The organism is Bacillus mesophilum (assembly GCF_008923265.1).
Taxonomy (GTDB): domain Bacteria; phylum Bacillota; class Bacilli; order Bacillales; family Cytobacillaceae; genus Cytobacillus; species Cytobacillus mesophilum.
In genome coordinates this window covers 536,399-555,079 of record NZ_WBOT01000001.1, presented here as the reverse complement: position 1 = coordinate 555,079, position 18,681 = coordinate 536,399, and the positions used below count along the sequence as shown (strand labels likewise).

Sequence of the window (18,681 nt, the reverse complement as noted above, 5' to 3'; positions counted from 1 at the left end):
CTACCTCCTCAGCCTTTTATTTTTTTATGAAGCTCATATAGCTCATTAAATGCCTGCATAGGCGTCATTTCAAGAATTTCAATTGATCTTAATTGCTGCAGTATTTTCTTTTCTTTTGAAGACAGCTGGTTCTGTTTGGGTTCTGGCTCTTTTTCATCAAAAAAGGACAGCTGTGCTACCGGCTCTTGTACCTTTATAACTGGCTCTTGTGTCGTTTCATGTTGAGGCTGATTCTGCTGCTCTTGATGCTGCTTTTCAAATCCGGCTAAAATGGTATTGGCTCTGGCAATCAGTTCGTCTGGAAGCTCTGCAAGCTCTGCGACATGAATCCCGTAGCTTTTGTCAGCAGGACCCTCCTTAATTTTATGAAGGAAAACAACTTTGCCATTTTGCTCAGCTGCACTCACATGGACATTTTTCAATTGCTCCAGCTCGTCCTGCAGAACTGTTAATTCATGATAATGAGTAGAAAATAAGGTTTTCGCACCAATGTGCTTATGAATGTATTCAATCATCGCTTGAGCAAGAGCCATCCCATCATAGGTAGATGTGCCTCTTCCGATTTCATCAAATAAGATTAAACTATTTTGTGTAGCATTGACAATGGCATTTTTTGCTTCAAGCATTTCGACCATGAAGGTACTTTGACCCGAAATCAAATCATCTGCCGCTCCAATCCGGGTAAATACCTGATCAAAAATCGGCAGCTCAGCACTTTCTGCAGGTACAAAGCAGCCAATTTGCGCGAGAATCGCCGTTAAGGCAATCTGGCGCATATAGGTGCTTTTCCCTGACATGTTCGGACCGGTGATTAGTAATATTTCTCTTTCCGCATTCATCAGGCAGTCATTTGGCACGTACTCCTGCGCCTTCATCACTTTTTCTACGACTGGATGTCTGCCTTCCTGAATGTGAACTCTTCGTTCTGCCGAAAAATGCGGACGAACGTAATGTCGCTGCTCACTAATGGCTGCAAAACATTGAAGCACATCCAATTCGCTCACTGTTTTTGCTAAAGCCTGCAGTCTAGGGATATAGCTCTTGATTTGCTCTCTTACTATGGCAAACAGCTCATATTCCAGCTCCACTGATTTTTCTTCAGCTTGGAGAATCAATGCTTCTTTTTCTTTAAGCTCTGGGGTTACAAACCGTTCTGCGTTCGTTAACGTTTGTTTTCGTTCATATAAACCTTCTGGCAAATGCGGTAGGTTTGCTCTTGTTACTTCTATATAATAGCCAAACACACGATTATAGCCGATTTTCAGCGATTTGATGCCCGTTTTTTCACGTTCCTGGCGCTCAAGCTGCGCGATCCAGTTTTTTCCGTTTCTGCTCGCATCTCGATATATGTCCAGTTCTTCATGGTAGCCATCGCGAATAATATTGCCCTCTTTAACAGATAATGGCGGGTGATCCACAATCGCTTGTTCAAGTAGATCTGTTGCTTCCTCACACCCATCAAGACGTTCTGCCAATTTCTCAGCTTCTTCTGTTGAGAGGTCGTGAACCATTTGTTTTAAATGCGGAATCTGCTGAAGTGATTTTTTCAGCTGAATCAGATCACGGGCATTCACATTTCCAAACGCTACGCGTCCTGCAAGCCTCTCCAGATCATAGACCTCTTTCAGCTTTTCACGCAGCTCTTCACGTTCAAAATAAGCAGAAATCAATGTATCAACCAAATCATGTCTGCGCGTGATTTCTTGTTTATTCATTAATGGACGGTCGATCCACTGCTTCAGCAATCTCCCACCCATTGCTGTTTTGGTTTCGTCCAGCAGCCATAGAAGTGACCCTTTTTTCCCTTTCGAGCGAATGGTTTCAGTCAATTCTAAATTGCGTTTTGAATAATAATCAATTTTCACATACTCGTCGATATGGTAAACTTCGACGACTTGAAGATGATCAAGACTTCTTTTTTGCGTTCTGTGCAAATAGTTCAGCAGTCTGGAGGAAGCTAACCGAAGTTCATTTTGCTCCAGTTTTTCTAAAAGAGGAACATAATGATCCTGCTGCTGATCATCATCTTCTATTGAAAATGTAATCTGGCTGCGTTCTTTGATTTTTGTTTGCCATTCTTCTGAAAAATCCCTTCCAACAACAACTTCTCGTGCTCCAGAAAGAAACAATTCATTTAAGACTGTATCAAAGCCGCCGCTTAAGAAAGCTGCTTTCGTTTCTCCAGTTGACAGGTCATTACAGACAAATGCAAATGTTTGCTGATCAAATGCGGTAATGCTCGCGATGTAATTATTTTCTTTGTCTGTCAGCCCTTTGCCTTCCATCATGGTTCCTGGTGTAATTAGCTGAACGACTTCCCTTTTCACAACGCCTTTGGCTTGCTTAGGGTCCTCGGTCTGCTCACAAATCGCCACCTTATAGCCTTTTTCCACAAGCTGTTCAATATAACCAGGAGCAGAATGATACGGCACACCACACATTGGAATTCGGTCTTCTGTTCCGCCTTCACGGCTCGTTAATGTAATTTCAAGCTCTTGTGACGCACGAATGGCATCATCAAAAAACATTTCATAAAAATCGCCTAAACGAAAAAATAAAAAGGCATCCTGATATTCTGCCTTTACTCTTAAATATTGCTGTATCATTGGCGTATACGTTAAAGCCATCATATCCTCCACGGTCTGTTAGATTGCTAGAATATCGTTCATGTTTCATATAAGAAAGCATGTATGTTCTATGCTTTGGTTCAAATTTTTATTCTCTTTATTATAACATAATTTTTTTTGCTCTTTTGGAAAAGTGCACAAACCATACCTCTCAAATTACTGGTTTGAGAAAAATGATTTTACTGTTAAACCAGAAAGGCTGCAATTAGCTGGTTTGAGATTACGCCTGTGCTGCTTATGCGTTCATTTTAAATGGCAGTATAAAAAAGTGAATGTTTAAAGGAGAAGCCTACATGGTTGGGTTTTTCGCGGAGGACATGTTTATAGGAGGAGAATTTCCGGTTATTATGAAAAACAGGGCCAAAAAAGCAAATATTAACGGAGAATTTCCGGTTAAGACCTAAATATGGGACTAAATTTAATGATTTTGTTCATATTAATGGAAATACTCTGTCTATTTTACTGGAAATGGAGCCATTTCCCAGAATAGACGGAATTTCTACGCTTATTTTCGAAAAATAGGAGTTTCAAGACTATATTAATTATGAAAAACACTTGGGGCACCAAGTGTTTTTTTGAAACAATATTCGAACTCTGTTACACTGCAAACCGGTCTACTTTCCGTTTTGGGCAGATCCTGTTACAGCGTTTTAGTTATTTATATATTTCTCAAACACATAGCCATAGTCTTTAACATTGTATTTTTTTCGGCTGTTCATAAGCCAGTTAAAGGCTGTTTCGTTGAGCACTCTAAAATTATCGTTAATGTTGCTTTGTTCGCTGGATGCATAGCGGCTAATCGTTGTTGAAGCAATATTTAAGCTTTTCTCAGCATAACCCATGGAAATTTCGTTTTCGATACAGATTTCTGAAATGCGGATTAATGCTTTATATAGATCTTTTAATTCTTCAATATGCTTCTTATGTACATCAATTGAGAAACTAATGCCGGCCATGACAAATTTAATTTCGACATCTAAATCGACGGTGCCGGCGGTTTCAAGCATGACATTTGAAATGGTATTCTCTCTATAGCTATAGCGCTTTAAAGATCTTTTTTTACTGATTGCACTGGTGCCATCTAAGTGGATTAGCGCACGATTTGTAAAACAATATTCATCCGTTTTTGACTTGATAAGAAAGTAGATTTTCTCATTATCTTCATGCAGGATATAATCGTCTGCGTCAACCTTGTCATAATCAGCTGGACCAATAACCGAACCAATATCACTTAATCCTAAAACATCTGAAGCTACTTTTTTAAACATGCTATCAACCTTTCTAAGTTTGATAGAAATATTTTACCATATTCTTCTGAAAGAAATAACAGGACCTTTTCCTCATTAGATCCCGGGGGAATTCATCAGTACCACTCTCCAGCCATCTGGATCTTCAATTGTGATACCTCCTCGTCCCCAATAGAGATTTTCCGGTAAAACCTCTGTATAACCCATATCATTCAATCGAGCAACAGCAGTTCTCCATTCATGTTGATCCGGCATATAAAAAACAAGCAAATGTTCCTTCGTTGGTTCCGGCAGCTTCATCTTCTCTTCCGTTTGAATAAATTCAAGATGGTACGTCTTATCTGGCAGTCCAATCATTAAACCTTCATACCCCCCATGGTTAAAGTCTCCTAGCTTTTTTAACCCCAAGCCATCAATATAAAAATGCTGCAATTTTTTTAGCTGATTAGTCGGTCTTGCCATACGAAATTGCATAGCCTGCATAGATCCTTCCCACTTTTTTCGGGTCTCAATTTCATATGGAAAATCAGGATGTTTAAAGGTCCCATTCTTTTTCCCTTCAACAACCATTTTCCAAGACGAAATAACAGCTTGTCTGTCAGTCGGAAACCACGGCCTACCTTCTTTTACAATCACAACCACTCCTTCACGATCGCCGAAAAAAGCAAATGTTTCACTTTCCTTCTCAAACTGATCATGAATGTAAGGTTTTAATTCATTCTGCATGTCTCCTACAATTGAAACGGGCATTCCAACTTCACCAACATCCTGCCAGCTTCCTTTTTCTCCAACATGCAAAGGAGATCTGACAAGCATTTCTATAATATTTCCATCTGGATCGGTAAAATAAGCCTGCTGCCCTTCCCAGTTCATCCGATATTCCCCTTTTTCATTGGCAAGCAAAGCACTTACATGACCAAGCTTTTCAAACATATAATCAAAATGTTCATCGTTAGTTCGAAAGCAAATATGATAAAAAGGCAGATTTATATTTTTTTCAAAAACAAGTTTTGTGCTTCCAGCCTGAACGGCAAACGCGTTTTCTCTATCCATTACAAGTTTCATTTCAAGAATACCATGATAAAATTCCTTCATCTCTTCTAAATGGAAACACTGTACTTTAAGCTGCAAAATTTTCATAGGTATCATTCCCTCCGCTTTTTCTGCTTTCATTATATAAAAGTGACTTCCTTAAAAGCTCAGTCAAAAGATGTATAAATGATCGGCAGATGGAGGGAACTTTTTACTTCTGCAAAAAGAAAAACTAGGAAGCAAAACCTCCTAGTTAATTTTTACTCTTCTTCTGTTCCTACTAAGAAATCAGGATTTAAATCTTCAAATTCTTCGTCGTCTACATCAAAGCCCCACTCGTCATCATCGCAGTCGCAGGATTCAGGGTGAACAGCGACACATACAGTAGTTTCGCCGATCACTTCTGCAAGAAATTCTCTTTCTACATTTACAATGATTTTGTTTCCATTTGGTGAAATAGCTGCTTCGATGCAATTTGGCTGTTGAAGTACTTTTGCAATTACTTCTAAATCATCAAGACAATCAGGATCACGATATTTTACTTTAATGACATCTGTATACTCGACACGTTCAGTTACTACTTCTGTCTGTGTATTATCACTATAAGAATACCAAACGTTGATGTCATAGCTGCCGCTAATCTCAACCGTCTTTCCAACCTTTTCTGCTTCATACTTATGGTTTATAATCCAGCAGCCAAGGATGCTTGACGGTTTGTGTTTAGGGCAGATTGTATGATTGGACTGTGTAAATTTACGTCCTTTGGCAACGACTGCCTTTGTAATTATCTCTCTGTAGTCTCCCATTGCGAGCGAACCCTCCTCATTCATTTTCAATTCATCCTATGCGGGATATTAGACTAGTGTGCGACAATTATTGAGGAATGTTAGGTAAAAGTATTGGCATGATTTATCCTATGCCGAAAGCGGGCGAATGTGCCGGGTCAAGTCATTACTCCAGCCATCTTTTTAAAAGTCATATAGCATTCATCACAAAATGTGCGTTTCCCTTGATCAAAATGCACAGACAGCTTGGCTTATTTTTCAATAGTATATATTAAAGAAAAGGGGGTGAGCAGATATGCCAGATCAAGAAGGATCTAATTTCAGAGTTTCAGTAAATGGTGAAGAAATGACGGGAACAGATGCTCAGGAGTTTGCAAAAAACTTGGCAACGAATTTATCGGGGACGTTCAGCAACTTCTTCTCAGGACTGTTTGGCAACATTACTGGAGAACAAGGAACTGGTTCAGCTAATCAAGCAAATCCTCTGTCTAACTTAAGCAACATCCTTAATGACGATCAATCTGGAAACAATTCATCCAACCCATTAAATCTATCAGGTTTAAACTTAAACAACATGCTTCCAGTCTTCGAATCGTCAGACGATAATAACAAAATTAAAATGTCCTGGAACGGAAACACTTTATTTGACTTAGACCTTACAAATCTACAAAACTCAGGAAATAATAACTCAAATAATTCCTAACTATTTAAGGAGGTGAATGATAAATGTTAACAAGAGGATCAAACAGATGCAGATTTAACCATGACGATAATAACCGTCCAGCTGTGAGCCCATCAAACGAGAACAGCGCAGTAACAACTGGAGATGAATTTGAAGCATTCACATTTGCAGCTCAAGCGAACGTTCAAGCAGATGTAAATCCGCAAGTACCTGTTTCAATCGGCGGTTTTGCGATCAACGCTTCATTAATCAATGTGCCAATTCTTTCTGCACAATTCAATATCGCTAATGCTGGAGATTCCAGAGCAGTTGCTGTAAAAGTAAACAACCAAACTCAAGGTAACGAAGCTTAAGAAGCATAAAAATATAGATTATCCAAAAATGAAGGGGGGGAGTACAAATGTTAAATGCTAGTTCAAGTTCAAATACAAATGCAGTTGGACAGTCAAAATCAGTAGAAATTAATCCCGATGTACTCAAGGAGCTGGGAATTCCGCAGGAGCTGTTGGATGTTGCAGCTGAAGCTGGGATTCCATCGATTAATAATCATGCAGCGGGCGGAAAAGGCGGCCGAGCCATCAGCTTAACGTATGTTGATAATTATTCAACCTTGCTTCTTGTTTATACCTTTCTCCTGAATTTTTTGGATAGTCGCGAAAATGATAATGGAACAAAAATACTAAATGAATCGCTTCTCGCCACTTTGAATAGCGCCCTGATCGAACAGCAGGAATACCGTAAAGAATTCCTCAACGCCGTTGAATTGCTTCGACAATAAGAAAAGCGGAAGGCGCTTGCTCAGGGACGACAAGCTTAAGGCGAGCCAGACGAAAGGTTGTACTTTGACCTTTTGACTGGATTGACTTAAGACCTCGAGTCCCTTGCGCCTGAAGCTAGACAATAAGAAAAGCGCAGGCGGCTCGCTCAGCTGCGACAAGCATAAGGCAAGCTGGCCGGAAGGTTGTACTTTAACCTTTTGGACAGATTGACTTATGACCTCGAGCAGCTAGCCGCCGGAGCTAGACAATAAGAAAAGCGGAAGGCGCTTAGGTGCCGGAGCTAATAGAAGAAAAGCCAATCATGATCCCGCCACAACCCGCGAATCATATTTGCTTCTCCTTTAAATAGATAAAAACCTGGTTTCCATATGGGAACCAGGTTTTTGGTTACTGCATTTCGATTTGTCCAGCTGCAGCGCCTAGCCCCTCAAGGGGTCGGGGCCGAGCAAGGCGCTTTCGCATTTCAATTTGTCCAGCTGTAGCGCCTAGCCCCCTCGAGGTCTTAAGCCAGTTTGTCCTAAAGGTAAAGTTCAACCTTCATGCCAACCTGACTTAAGCTTGTCGGGGCTGAGCAAGGCGCTTTCGCATTTCAATTAATGATGGCTGCAGTTTGTATTTTTGATTTGAGCACCTGTTTCTCCGCTGAGAAGGTTGCCGCCAGTGGATAAGATGACTTCATCTGTAACTTTGTTTGAGATGGCTGATGCCACTGTCTGCAGAAGGTTATTCACGTCCAGCTGCGATTGTTTGAATTCTTGTACAACTGGGATGCTATCAAGCTGTTCTTCAATGGATGCAATTTTGGCTTCTGTTTTTTTGTGAGCCTCTTCTTTGCCAAAATGCTGCAGGTTTACTGCTTGCTTTTGTAACCCCTTAATTGAAGTCATTAAGGTTTTTACTTTTTCATTGCCATGAATTTGTGCTTCAGCACGTTTAAAGAATTCTACTTCTTCTGTATCTGCAATCATTCTTGCCAGCTCTTCAGCACGTTTAATAATGTCATCTTTTGTATATTTAGCCACCTTAGTTCACCTCTACCGTTTCATGTTCTAAAATCATGTCCCCATTTAAAGACCAAGTTTTTGCATCTGTTATTTTTACTTTAACAATCTTGCCGATCGCTGTTTTTGGTCCTCTAAAGTTTACTAATTTATTTTTTCTTGTATAGCCCGCTAAAATATCAGGGTTGTTCTTGCTTTCCCCTTCAACAAGAACTTCCACAATCTCATCTTGGTATTTCTTCATAGATGCTGCTGAGAATTCATTTACAAGCGCATTTAAACGCTGCAGACGCTCTTTTTTCACTTCCATTGGCACATTGTCTACCATTTTTGCAGCAGGTGTACCTTCGCGCGGAGAATAAATAAATGTATAAGCAGCTTCAAAGCCAACTTCGCGATATAGAGATAATGTTTCTTCAAACTGCTCTTCTGTTTCATTTGGGTATCCAACAATAATGTCTGTTGTAAAGGTTGCATTTGGAATAGCAGCTTTAATTTTACGAACTAGCTCTAAAAATTGCTCTCTTGTATATTTGCGAGCCATAATTTTAAGGACATCTGTCGAACCTGATTGTACTGGCAAATGAATATGTTCAACGAGATTGCCGCCTTTAGCGAGCACTTCAATTAAACGGTCATCAAAATCACGCGGATGGCTGGTTGTGAATCGAATACGCGGGATATCAATCTTGCGGATTTCATCCATTAATTCGCCTAGACCATACTGAATATCATCAAAATCCTTACCATATGCATTTACATTTTGTCCAAGTAAAGTGATTTCCTGGTATCCCTGCGCTGCAAGCTGGCGCACCTCTTGAATAATATCTTCCGGACGGCGGCTCCGCTCTTTCCCTCGTGTATAAGGAACGATGCAATATGTACAGAATTTATCACAGCCGTACATAATATTAACCCAAGCTTTAATATTTCCGCGGCGGACCTTCGGCAAGTTTTCAATAACATCGCCTTCTTTTGACCAAACCTCAACAACTAATTCTTTTGAAAGATATGCTTCTTTAAGAATGTTTGGCAAACGGTGAATATTGTGTGTGCCAAAGATCATATCTACTTGTGTGTATGTTTTTAGAATCTTGTTTACTACGGATTCTTCCTGTGACATACATCCGCAGACACCGAGTAAAAGATCTGGATTATTTTTCTTTAAATGCTTCAAGTGGCCAAGTTCACCAAACACTTTATTTTCAGCGTTTTCACGAATAGCACAAGTGTTTAATAAAATTACATTTGCATCTTCCACAGTGTCCGTTGCTTCATAGCCAAGAGATTCAAAAATCCCGGCCATGACTTCTGTGTCATGCTCGTTCATCTGGCATCCAAATGTGCGGATATAAAACTTGCGCCCTTTACCCATATGATAAAATTCTTCAGGAATATCAAAGTCTTTGTGGTATTTTACTTCTTCTTTTCCCCGTTTTTTCGCTTCCTTTAAGGAAGGTGGAGTATACACTGCTTCAAAATATTTGCTGTAATCCTTTTCGGATTTTTTGTCCGCTGGATTAGCTGCTGCAATTTGCTGTCCTTCTAACCGTTGTTTTTCGTTCATTGTGGAACTCCTTTCATCTATCTCAAAACTTGTCCAATAAACCCTTCGCTCATAAGTTCATTGTGCTTTTTAAACTTCTATGCACATTATTATAGTATAAAGCCTATAAGGCGTTTACACAATAGAATGGAGTTTATGACTTTAGATTATATAGTTATAGGTTTGATTATGTTGTGATTAAGATTACAGTGCTTATATGTTATTAAAATAACCCCATGTCTTATTCCATTTCTTCATTATGCTTACTCCTTTTCAATGTGCATTCCATTTTCGCAAGAAAGTTATATGAAACATCTACCATATATGCTCTGGTGCAATGTTTCAAATTCTTAAAGTAAAGAATTTAGATAGACAAAATAAGTTTTGTGCCTAAAGTACATAGGATGCTATAGGTGGTGAGAAGATGGGGCGTTTACAAGTAGTGGGACTGCTGCTAATTGTGACCGGTGTTTTTGTGGCAAGTAATATTTATACGTTAATTCCGATTTATTCGGAAATTGCTCATGGAATTCATGCTTCTGAAGAACAGATTATATGGGGAAGCAGCATTTTTACCGTATGTTATGCGTTCGGTTTGCTTTTATTCGGACCATTATCGGAACAATACGGCCGAAAAAAAGTAATTGTTTCCGGACTCTTGATGTCTGGTCTTTCTACTTTGCTGGTTGGATTATCTTTTAATATAGAAAGTTTATTTATCTTTCGCGGGGTACAAGGATTTTTTCTTGGAAGCTTTGCACCGGTAGCATTTGCCTATATATTTGAACTATATTCTGATGAAAAACAAAGAACATTAATTCTGTCCCTTATCAATTGCGGATTTTTAGTTGCAGGGATTTTTGGGCAGATTGTAAGTTCTGCTCTTACTCTTTTCTATGGGTGGGAAATTGTTTTTTATGTTTTTGCGTTTTTTTATATCGCTTTGTTCGCTATTAGCAATAAAATTCATATTAAAACAGCCGTTTATCCTGGGCAAGGTTTTCATATTTTTAAAGTGCTGACCATTCCATTCTTAAATAAACAGCTTTTTAACAGCTATCTAATTACGTTTACCCTGCTCCTTTCTTTTATTGCCTTTTATGATAGTTTGGGCAGAATGCTAAGTGCCGACGGTTTTACGGATGAAGAGCTGATCATCATCCGAACCATTGGATTAGTCGGAACCATTCTTGCGGTATTTACAGGAAAAATCATTGAGAAATTACGCTTAAAGATGACGATGATTGTGGGCATTCTTTTATGTCTAAGCTGTTTACTGCTGTTTACTTTATTCAGCGAATATCCTGTTATGATTACCGTGCTATCCATTCCATTTGTTGCGTCTATTGCCCTGCTGATACCTTCTGTTATTTCTTTTATAGGCAGTGCGGCTAAAACGCAAAGAGGATTGGCCACTTCCTTCTATTCGTTTTCCCTATTGATTGGGGCAAGTTTGGGTCCTGTGCTTGCTGCTCACTTATCGTTTACGTTTGTCATAACTGTCCTTCTTGTTTTTTTCTGCTGTAATTTGTTTCTTGTATTAAAAATGTAAAAGAAAACCGCCTCATGAGAAGGCGGTTTAAAAATGGTTACATAAATTCCGCAGCAAGTTTGTCAAAATGCACCTGATCAAGCTTTAAATCAGCATGTGCAAGCGGAGTTTCAGAATAACCATTTATAAGTTCCTGATAGGATTTTTGCTCTGTGTTTTGATAGATAAGTCCTGTAACGAGTCCATCATGCTTCATAAGTGTTTGCATGGCAAGCTCCCGGTTAGCAGGATTATAATCTTCAATTGCTGAGAGTTTCGTCAGATTCTCCTTAAACCAATCATAGGTATTAATTTTGTTATAGGTCACACATGGGCTGAACACATTGATTAATGAAAACCCATCATGCTTGATCCCAGCTTCAATTAAAGCTGTTAAATCTTTTAAATCAGTAGAAAAACTTTGAGCAACAAACGTTGCCCCTGCTGTTAATGCCATTTCCATAGGAGAAATAGCAGGTTCAATAGAGCCTTGTGGCGTTGATTTCGTTTTAAATCCTGATGCTGAACGTGGTGACGTCTGCCCCTTAGTCAGACCGTAAATTTGGTTATCCATGACAATATACGTCAGATTGACATTACGGCGGATTGCATGAATCGTATGTCCCATCCCAATCGCGAAGCCATCTCCATCACCGCCAGAAGCAATAACGGTTAAATCTCTGTTCGCCATTTTCACTCCTTGAGCAATCGGCAGGCAGCGGCCGTGAATTCCATGAAATCCATAGGAGTTAATATAGCCGGAAATACGTCCAGAACAGCCTATTCCTGAAATGACAGCCAAGTTCTCTGGTTCAAGGCCTACGTTTGCAGCTGCACGCTGAATAGCAGCCTGCACGGAAAAATCACCACAGCCAGGGCACCAGTTTGGTTTAACATTGTTGCGAAAGTCCTTAAACGTCGCCATTTAGAACAACTCCTTACATGCAGAATGAATTTCATGCGGCAAAAATGGATTTCCGTCATATTTTAAGTGATTATGAATTTTTTGCGCATAGCCGACATTCATTTTCAAGATATTTGCCAATTGGCCTGTAGCATTGTTTTCAACAACCACCACTTTTTTCGCAGATTGAACAAGAGGCAATAGTTCTTCTGCAGGGAATGGATGAATAAGACGGATATGGGCATGATTCACCTTAAAACCATCTGCTTTTAATCGTTCCTGTGCTTCTTCAATTGCCCCTCTTGTAGAATTAAATCCAACGAGCAGCAAATCAGCTTCTTCATGTGGCGTATTTTTATAAACCGGTGTATTGAAGCGGATATTCTTAATCTTGCGCAGCCTTTTATCCATCTGTGCTTTTCGGTTGACTGGCGATTCAGATGGTTTTCCTGTTTCTTCATGCTCTACACCTGTTACATGGTGGATGCCGTGCTTCATGCCAGGAATCACCCTTGGTGAAACGCCATCCTCTGTTACTTCATATCTTTTAAAATACTCCTTATTTTCAATTTCAGGGAGTTCGTCACTGAGTAGCTTGCCTCGGCGTATTTCTACCTGGCTAAGATCCAGCGGGTCAACCGTCTGTTTTCCTAACGAAAGCTGTAAATCGGTTAACATTATAACTGGACATTGATATTCTTCTGCCAGATTAAATGCTTCTGCTGTATCGTAGAATGCTTCCTGCACTGTACTCGGAGCCATGACAATCTTTGGAATCTCTCCGTGTGTTCCATAAAGCATTGCCATTAAATCGGATTGCTCCTGCTTTGTGGGCAGACCTGTCGATGGGCCGCCGCGCTGAGTATCAATAATGACGAGCGGCGTTTCAGTAATTCCTGATAAGCCAATGGCTTCCATTTTCAGCGAAAGCCCAGGTCCAGCAGAAGCTGTTAATGCACGCACACCAGCATAATTCGCTCCAATACACATCGTAACAGCAGCGATTTCGTCTTCTGTTTGAATGACAGAACCTCCTACTGCGGGAAGTTTTTTAATTAGATATTCCATAATCTCAGAAGCTGGCGTGATTGGATAAGCAGCCATAAAACGCACACCAGCACTTAGTGCACCTAATGCGATAGCATCATTTCCGATCATAAATAACCGTTTTTGACCATCTGCCTTTTCCAGCTCCATTTTGCCTGTATAGCCGGATAGTGCTTCTTTCATCGCATCGTAGCCCGCGTTAATGGCTTCCATATTGCGATCTACGACACTTTGCCCTTTTCTGCCAAAAATCTCTTGAACTACTTCTCTAAAAAGCTCTGTATCTATGTTTATAACTGCACATGTTGATCCAACTGCAATCATATTTTTCATTAATGAAGTACCCAGTTCAGTTGCAAGACTCGTAAATGGGATCGAATATAGAGCCGCATTTGTATCTTCTGGTTTCTGCGGATCAAATTTTGCATCAGCAATAATGATTCCGCCATCATGCAATTCCTGATAGTTTAAATCAATTGTTTCTTGATCAAAAGCTACTAGGATATCCAAATCATCTGATATTGCACGAACCTGGTGCGTGCTAACGCGAATTTTGTTGTTTGTATGGCCGCCCTTTATTCGGGATGAAAAGTGACGATATCCATATAAATAATAGCCTAAGCGATTCAACGCAATTGAAAAGATTTCACCTGTGCTTTCAATCCCTTCCCCTTGCTGTCCCCCAACTTTCCATGAAAGCTGATTGATCATGTCCTGCACCCCTTTTTATAATATTAATAGTTATGTATATTTATTCAAAATATATAAAAATACGCATTCGTTCATTACCATCGTATGCAGATGAAAACTAGCGGCACAGACTGTACTAAACGCTTTCAATTCTAGTCTTTAGCTTATAAAAAAGCAACACTTTCTATGCAAATAACAGCTGATTTTCTCTTATTTTCTAAAAAAACATTAGTATATTTTCTGTATTTTCTGCGAATAAAATAAAATTGAATTTTCGGGATGGTTTTTATCATTCTCACATTATTTAGCTTAAATCGATAAACGGCTAACAAAATTTTGAAACAAAAACTGTTCTAGTTGTGTTTGTGAATAGTATTTGCTCAATACATTGATAAGATGATCGTACTTGGATGCCCGCTCAATACCTGCCACAATATGTTCTGTTCCATCAAAGTCAGAACCAAATCCTACATGGTGTTCTCCTCCTAGTGAACAAATATAATCAAGATGGCGGAGCAGATCATCGATGGTGGCGGTTGTCAACCCTGATAGAAATTCAGCAACAAATGTAAGCCCAATCACACTATCCTTTTGAATGAGCGCCTTAATTTGATCATCCTTTAAGTTTCGCGGATGCTGACACAGTGAATAACAATTCGAGTGAGAAGCAACCGGAAACTGTCCATATTCCATGACATCCCAAAAACCCTTCTCCGCTAAATGAGAGACATCACACCAAATGTTTCTTTCATTCAGTACTGCAAGGACTTGTCTGCCAAACTGTGACAGCCCTCCTGCATTCTCCTCTAATACCCCATCAGCAGCACAGTTTCTGTAATTCCAAGTTAAACCAACACTTGTGACACCTAGTCTAAGCAAGGTTTGTAATTTCACGATGTCTTTGCATATAGCATCACAGCCTTCGAGTGTAAGAAGTGCACCGACTTCGCCTTCTTTTAGCTTTTTAATATCCGCTTTGCTTTTGACTAGTTTCATATGAGGATTAGCATGAATAATGCGTTCATAAAACATTTCAATCATTCGAAGTGCAGCAATAAATTTCAATTCTGGATGTACCGCTTCAGGGACATAAATCGCAAAGCATTGCACTTTAATGGGTGAGTGCATAAGCTCATGCATGTTAACCTGCAGACTGGCATCATTTTGAAAATTAATTTTTGGATTCATAAGCATTTTACAAAGAACATCACAGTGAGCATCAAAGATAGTCATATGTATAGCCCTCTCCTTTAAGTTTGTTTACTGCACAAACAGTAGATTTTATCCTTCTATTTTAATAGGAAACACTCCCTGTTTTTTATAACTCTTTTCTTTCCCTTGTGTAAAAAAGCCTGCTTGCGTTAGGCAAACAGGCCACATCCTTATGATGTTTTTATCTCGGTTCGACGATCAGTTTGATCGCTGTTCTTTCTTCTCCTTCAATGAGAATATCTGTAAATGCAGGGATGCAAATTAAATCCACTCCGCTAGGTGCTACAAATCCGCGTGCAATCGCTACTGCTTTAACCGCTTGATTCAATGCACCCGCACCAATTGCCTGAATTTCTGCTGCTCCTCTTTCACGCAGCACTCCAGCAAGCGCACCAGCTACAGAATTGGGATTAGATTTTGCTGAAACTTTTAATATTTCCATTCCTAGCTCCTCCTCATTTTTTCCCCTCTGTATGCCCCCTTAAAGACACAACAGGTATATAAACCATTCCATTGCTACTATATTCATTTATGAAAACACATATTCCGGCTTGGACCAAAAATTGAAAAAAAGTATTGGTTTTTAGAAGGATTTCAGAAGATATAAGGAGATAAGAAGAAAAATACCATTCCCAGGTCTATAAAAAAACCGCACCTTCATAGGTACGGATTTTTGCTTATGAATAAAATGGATGATCATCATTAATAAGAATTGGCTGGATTTTTTTCGCTTTACCTGTTTTCTGATCTAAGTCTATTAATACCGCACTAAGCTGCGAGCGTCCTGTTTTGGGTACTTCGAATCTTACTGGCAGTCCGGTTAGGAATCGTTTAAGAACAGCGTCTTTTTCCATTCCCAAAACAGCGTCATATGGACCAGTCATGCCAACATCTGCCATAAAGGCTGTTCCTTCAGGCAGTATTCGGCAGTCAGCTGTTTGCACATGGGTATGAGTACCAACAACTGCAGAGACCCTGCCATCCAAATACCATCCCATTGCCTGCTTTTCACTTGTTGCCTCCGCGTGAAAATCAACGAAAATAATTGAGGTTCTCTCTTTTGCAATTGCAATGAGTTCATCCGCTTTCTCAAATGGGCAATTATTTGCTGCCATAAAAGTTCTGCCTTGAAGACTAATCACTGCTATTTCCTCATTATTGTATTTTAAAAATACCATTCCCTGTCCCGGATTGTTATCTGGGAAATTAGCTGGCCTTACTAAATATTTGGCTTTATCTATGAACTCAAAAATTTCTTTATTGTCCCAAGTATGATTTCCAAGCGTAACTGCTTGTGCGCCGGTTTCTAAAAAGCTGCGATAGATTTTTTCAGTGATGCCCCTGCCGCTTGCAGCATTTTCTCCATTGATGATCGTCAGCTGGGGACGATATTTTTCCTTTAATTTGGGCACATACTCGCTGATCATATCTCTTCCTAACGAGCCTACCACGTCTCCTACAAACAAAATTCTCATTTTTACACCTTCTTAATATGTACTTGCTCTTTAAGTTTAGCACACTTCTTCATGCTTTTATGCATTTCATCTCACTATCTTTTTATTAGTTAAGAAATCAACATATTTGATCGCTGCAAAGAATATACTAAATCTAAAATCTCAGCTGCTCTTGCATTAATATGTAAGCACAAAAAAGCGATGCATACGCATCGCTTATTTTGCATATTCAACAGCTCTCGTTTCACGGATCACTGTTACTTTAATATGTCCTGGATAATCCAGTTCTTCCTCAATCTTCTTGCGGATATCTCGAGCCAGTCTATGTGCTTCTAGATCATCTATTTGCTCAGGTTTAACCATTATGCGAATTTCGCGGCCAGCCTGAATGGCAAATGATTTCTCAACTCCATCATAAGACTCAGAAATTTCCTCAAGCTTCTCAAGGCGACGGATATAGTTTTCAAGTGTTTCACGTCTTGCTCCTGGGCGTGCAGCTGATAGGGCATCTGCTGCTGCGACAAGAACAGCAATGATGGACGTTGGTTCTGTGTCACCATGGTGAGACGCGATACTATTGATGACGACTGGATGTTCTTTATATTTTGTAGCAAGCTCAACACCGATTTCAACGTGGCTTCCCTCTACTTCATGGTCAATCGCTTTACCAATATCATGAAGCAAGCCAGCGCGGCGTGCCAGTGTTTCATCCTGCCCAAGCTCTGCTGCTAACATGCCAGAAAGCTGTGCAACTTCCATTGAATGCTTTAGAACATTTTGACCGTAGCTTGTACGGAATTTCAAGCGTCCAAGGATTTTGATTAAATCTGGATGCAGTCCATGTACACCAACTTCAAAAGTGGTTTGTTCACCGATCTCGCGGATATGTTCATCCACTTCACGGCGTGCCTTGTCCACCATTTCTTCGATGCGAGCCGGGTGAATACGGCCATCCTGTACAAGCTTGTCTAACGCAAGTCGTGCAGTCTCACGGCGTATCGGATCAAATCCGGAAAGAATAACCGCTTCTGGTGTATCATCAATAATTAAATCAATACCAGTTAATGTTTCAAGTGTGCGGATATTTCGGCCTTCACGTCCAATAATTCTGCCCTTCATCTCATCGTTTGGCAGATTAACAACCGATACAGTTGTTTCGGCAACATGGTCAGCTGCACATCTTTGGATAGCTAGTGACAAAATTTCTTTTGCTTTCTTGTCAGCGTCTTCTTTTGCTCTAATCTCGCTCTCTTTTACCATTATAGCGACTTCGTGAGACACTTCCTGCTCTGTTCGCTCTAAAATGATGGACTTCGCTTCTTCGCGAGTTAACCCAGAGATGCGTTCTAGCTCTGTTTGCTGCGCTTGTACCATCTTGTCCACTTTGCTTTCCATCTCTTCTATATGCTGTTGTCTTTTGCTAAGAGAATCGTCCCTCTTTTCTAATTGTACTTCACGTTTATCTAACGTTTCATCCTTACGGTCAAGATTCTCTTCTTTTTGCAGTAAACGATTTTCTTGTTTTTGCAGTTCATTTCTGCGATCACGAACTTCACGTTCAGCCTCTGTGCGAAGCTTGTGAATATCATCCTTGGCTTCAAGCAGGGCTTCCTTTTTGGTCGCTTCAGCTTCACGCTTAGCGTCTTCTAAAATCTGCTCAGCTGCGTCTTTAGCACCTGCGATCTTTGCTTCAGAAATAGATTTACGAACAAAATAGCCAACAAAAGCACCGAGTATTAGGCCAAGCAAAATGGAGATGATTGTTACTGGTTCCATCATTTCACCTCCTCTTGCTATGAACTTTTTGTTACGTTTCTAAAAGTGATGCTTGTACATAATGTTAAGTTAAATGTACAGCACTGCGGCTTCTAAACGCTTTTCATACTTTATAAAAAATGTAAAATATACAATTTTAATTGTAAAGCTGTGAAAATTTATTGTCAAGTGCTGCTGGTCCTTGACAGAATGATAATTTAAGTATTTTCGCAGTTTTTGAAAACTTTGTTCGTGTTTCAGTAAAATATAGACTTTTCAGCAGCATTTTGGGTCAAATAACGCCTAAAAATTTTGATCATGACCATAGCTTTTATAATAGAAATAAAAAAGCATAAGCAAATGAAAAAGCGGACAATGTCTAATCGACC

At 39.7% G+C, this 18,681-nt stretch carries 16 protein-coding genes; 4 read left to right on the top strand and 12 right to left on the bottom strand.

What is annotated here, in order from left to right:
* Positions 1-8 precede the first annotated feature (8 nt).
* The 4 genes from mutS to F7732_RS02715 form a co-directional block, all read right to left on the bottom strand.
* Positions 9-2,627, bottom strand: a complete 2,619-nt coding sequence (gene mutS / locus F7732_RS02730; protein WP_151572134.1) for a DNA mismatch repair protein MutS — start codon at positions 2,625-2,627, stop codon at positions 9-11.
* A gap of 650 nt (positions 2,628-3,277) precedes the next feature.
* Positions 3,278-3,895: a PH domain-containing protein gene (locus F7732_RS02725; protein WP_151572133.1), complete on the bottom strand. Its 618-nt coding sequence runs from the start codon at positions 3,893-3,895 to the stop codon at positions 3,278-3,280.
* Between the two features lie 75 nt (positions 3,896-3,970).
* On the bottom strand, positions 3,971-5,014 hold the full coding sequence (locus tag F7732_RS23335) for a VOC family protein (protein ID WP_151572132.1): 1,044 nt from the start codon (positions 5,012-5,014) through the stop codon (positions 3,971-3,973).
* A gap of 152 nt (positions 5,015-5,166) precedes the next feature.
* Positions 5,167-5,712, bottom strand: coding sequence for an outer spore coat protein CotE (locus F7732_RS02715; protein WP_151572599.1), 546 nt, complete (start codon positions 5,710-5,712; stop codon positions 5,167-5,169).
* Between the two features lie 274 nt (positions 5,713-5,986).
* On the opposite strand from F7732_RS02715, the gene F7732_RS02710 reads away from it, so the two are divergent.
* From F7732_RS02710 to F7732_RS02700, 3 genes are read left to right on the top strand one after another with little or no spacing between them, the layout of a single operon-like run.
* Positions 5,987-6,394, top strand: a complete 408-nt coding sequence (locus tag F7732_RS02710) for a hypothetical protein (protein WP_151572131.1) — start codon at positions 5,987-5,989, stop codon at positions 6,392-6,394.
* A gap of 23 nt (positions 6,395-6,417) precedes the next feature.
* On the top strand, positions 6,418-6,726 hold the full coding sequence (locus tag F7732_RS02705; protein WP_151572130.1) for a hypothetical protein: 309 nt from the start codon (positions 6,418-6,420) through the stop codon (positions 6,724-6,726).
* Between the two features lie 47 nt (positions 6,727-6,773).
* Positions 6,774-7,151: a hypothetical protein gene (locus tag F7732_RS02700; protein ID WP_066446371.1), complete on the top strand. Its 378-nt coding sequence runs from the start codon at positions 6,774-6,776 to the stop codon at positions 7,149-7,151.
* 594 nt (positions 7,152-7,745) lie between these two features.
* On the opposite strand, the gene F7732_RS02695 is transcribed toward F7732_RS02700, so the two are convergent.
* On the bottom strand, positions 7,746-8,174 hold the full coding sequence (locus F7732_RS02695) for a YlbF/YmcA family competence regulator (RefSeq protein WP_066446379.1): 429 nt from the start codon (positions 8,172-8,174) through the stop codon (positions 7,746-7,748).
* Position 8,175: 1 nt separating this feature from the next.
* Positions 8,176-9,720, bottom strand: coding sequence for a tRNA (N6-isopentenyl adenosine(37)-C2)-methylthiotransferase MiaB (gene miaB, locus F7732_RS02690; protein WP_151572129.1), 1,545 nt, complete (start codon positions 9,718-9,720; stop codon positions 8,176-8,178).
* Positions 9,721-10,123: 403 nt separating this feature from the next.
* On the opposite strand from miaB, the gene F7732_RS02685 reads away from it, so the two are divergent.
* Positions 10,124-11,251 carry an MFS transporter gene (locus F7732_RS02685; RefSeq protein WP_151572128.1) on the top strand — a complete coding sequence of 376 codons (1,128 nt, stop codon included), beginning with the start codon at positions 10,124-10,126 and terminating at the stop codon, positions 11,249-11,251.
* A gap of 37 nt (positions 11,252-11,288) precedes the next feature.
* On the opposite strand, the gene F7732_RS02680 is transcribed toward F7732_RS02685, so the two are convergent.
* From F7732_RS02680 to rny, 6 genes are all read right to left on the bottom strand, one after another.
* A complete protein-coding gene (locus tag F7732_RS02680) occupies positions 11,289-12,155 on the bottom strand; it encodes a 2-oxoacid:ferredoxin oxidoreductase subunit beta (RefSeq protein ID WP_151572127.1) in 867 nt (288 codons plus the stop codon).
* Complete coding sequence (locus F7732_RS02675) at positions 12,156-13,892, bottom strand: 2-oxoacid:acceptor oxidoreductase subunit alpha (protein WP_151572126.1); 1,737 nt, start codon at positions 13,890-13,892, stop codon at positions 12,156-12,158.
* 288 nt (positions 13,893-14,180) lie between these two features.
* Positions 14,181-15,104, bottom strand: a complete 924-nt coding sequence (locus F7732_RS02670; RefSeq protein ID WP_151572125.1) for a dipeptidase — start codon at positions 15,102-15,104, stop codon at positions 14,181-14,183.
* A 160-nt stretch (positions 15,105-15,264) separates the two neighbouring features.
* On the bottom strand, positions 15,265-15,525 hold the full coding sequence (gene spoVS / locus F7732_RS02665; RefSeq protein ID WP_066446403.1) for a stage V sporulation protein SpoVS: 261 nt from the start codon (positions 15,523-15,525) through the stop codon (positions 15,265-15,267).
* Positions 15,526-15,760: 235 nt separating this feature from the next.
* Entirely contained in the window at positions 15,761-16,558 is a 798-nt protein-coding gene (locus F7732_RS02660; protein WP_151572124.1) for a TIGR00282 family metallophosphoesterase, read from the bottom strand.
* Positions 16,559-16,753: 195 nt separating this feature from the next.
* The gene (gene rny, locus F7732_RS02655) at positions 16,754-18,313 is read right to left on the bottom strand and encodes a ribonuclease Y (RefSeq protein WP_066446406.1); all 1,560 of its coding nucleotides are present in this window, start codon (positions 18,311-18,313) and stop codon (positions 16,754-16,756) included.
* Positions 18,314-18,681 lie beyond the last annotated feature (368 nt).

What these genes read in the sequence shown, in the direction of transcription:
- F7732_RS02700 (WP_066446371.1), top strand. Translation starts at nt 6,774, where the DNA reads ATGTTAAATGCTAGTTCAAGTTCAAATACAAATGCAGTTGGACAGTCA.
- F7732_RS02670 (WP_151572125.1), bottom strand. Translation starts at nt 15,104, where the DNA reads ATGACTATCTTTGATGCTCACTGTGATGTTCTTTGTAAAATGCTTATG.
- F7732_RS02680 (WP_151572127.1), bottom strand. Translation starts at nt 12,155, where the DNA reads ATGGCGACGTTTAAGGACTTTCGCAACAATGTTAAACCAAACTGGTGC.
- rny (WP_066446406.1), bottom strand. Translation starts at nt 18,313, where the DNA reads ATGGAACCAGTAACAATCATCTCCATTTTGCTTGGCCTAATACTCGGT.
- F7732_RS02660 (WP_151572124.1), bottom strand. Translation starts at nt 16,558, where the DNA reads ATGAGAATTTTGTTTGTAGGAGACGTGGTAGGCTCGTTAGGAAGAGAT.
- F7732_RS02675 (WP_151572126.1), bottom strand. Translation starts at nt 13,892, where the DNA reads ATGATCAATCAGCTTTCATGGAAAGTTGGGGGACAGCAAGGGGAAGGG.
- miaB (WP_151572129.1), bottom strand. Translation starts at nt 9,720, where the DNA reads ATGAACGAAAAACAACGGTTAGAAGGACAGCAAATTGCAGCAGCTAAT.
- F7732_RS02715 (WP_151572599.1), bottom strand. Translation starts at nt 5,712, where the DNA reads ATGGGAGACTACAGAGAGATAATTACAAAGGCAGTCGTTGCCAAAGGA.
- F7732_RS02705 (WP_151572130.1), top strand. Translation starts at nt 6,418, where the DNA reads ATGTTAACAAGAGGATCAAACAGATGCAGATTTAACCATGACGATAAT.
- F7732_RS02725 (WP_151572133.1), bottom strand. Translation starts at nt 3,895, where the DNA reads ATGTTTAAAAAAGTAGCTTCAGATGTTTTAGGATTAAGTGATATTGGT.
- spoVS (WP_066446403.1), bottom strand. Translation starts at nt 15,525, where the DNA reads ATGGAAATATTAAAAGTTTCAGCAAAATCTAATCCCAATTCTGTAGCT.
- F7732_RS02710 (WP_151572131.1), top strand. Translation starts at nt 5,987, where the DNA reads ATGCCAGATCAAGAAGGATCTAATTTCAGAGTTTCAGTAAATGGTGAA.
- F7732_RS02685 (WP_151572128.1), top strand. Translation starts at nt 10,124, where the DNA reads ATGGGGCGTTTACAAGTAGTGGGACTGCTGCTAATTGTGACCGGTGTT.
- F7732_RS23335 (WP_151572132.1), bottom strand. Translation starts at nt 5,014, where the DNA reads ATGAAAATTTTGCAGCTTAAAGTACAGTGTTTCCATTTAGAAGAGATG.
- mutS (WP_151572134.1), bottom strand. Translation starts at nt 2,627, where the DNA reads ATGGCTTTAACGTATACGCCAATGATACAGCAATATTTAAGAGTAAAG.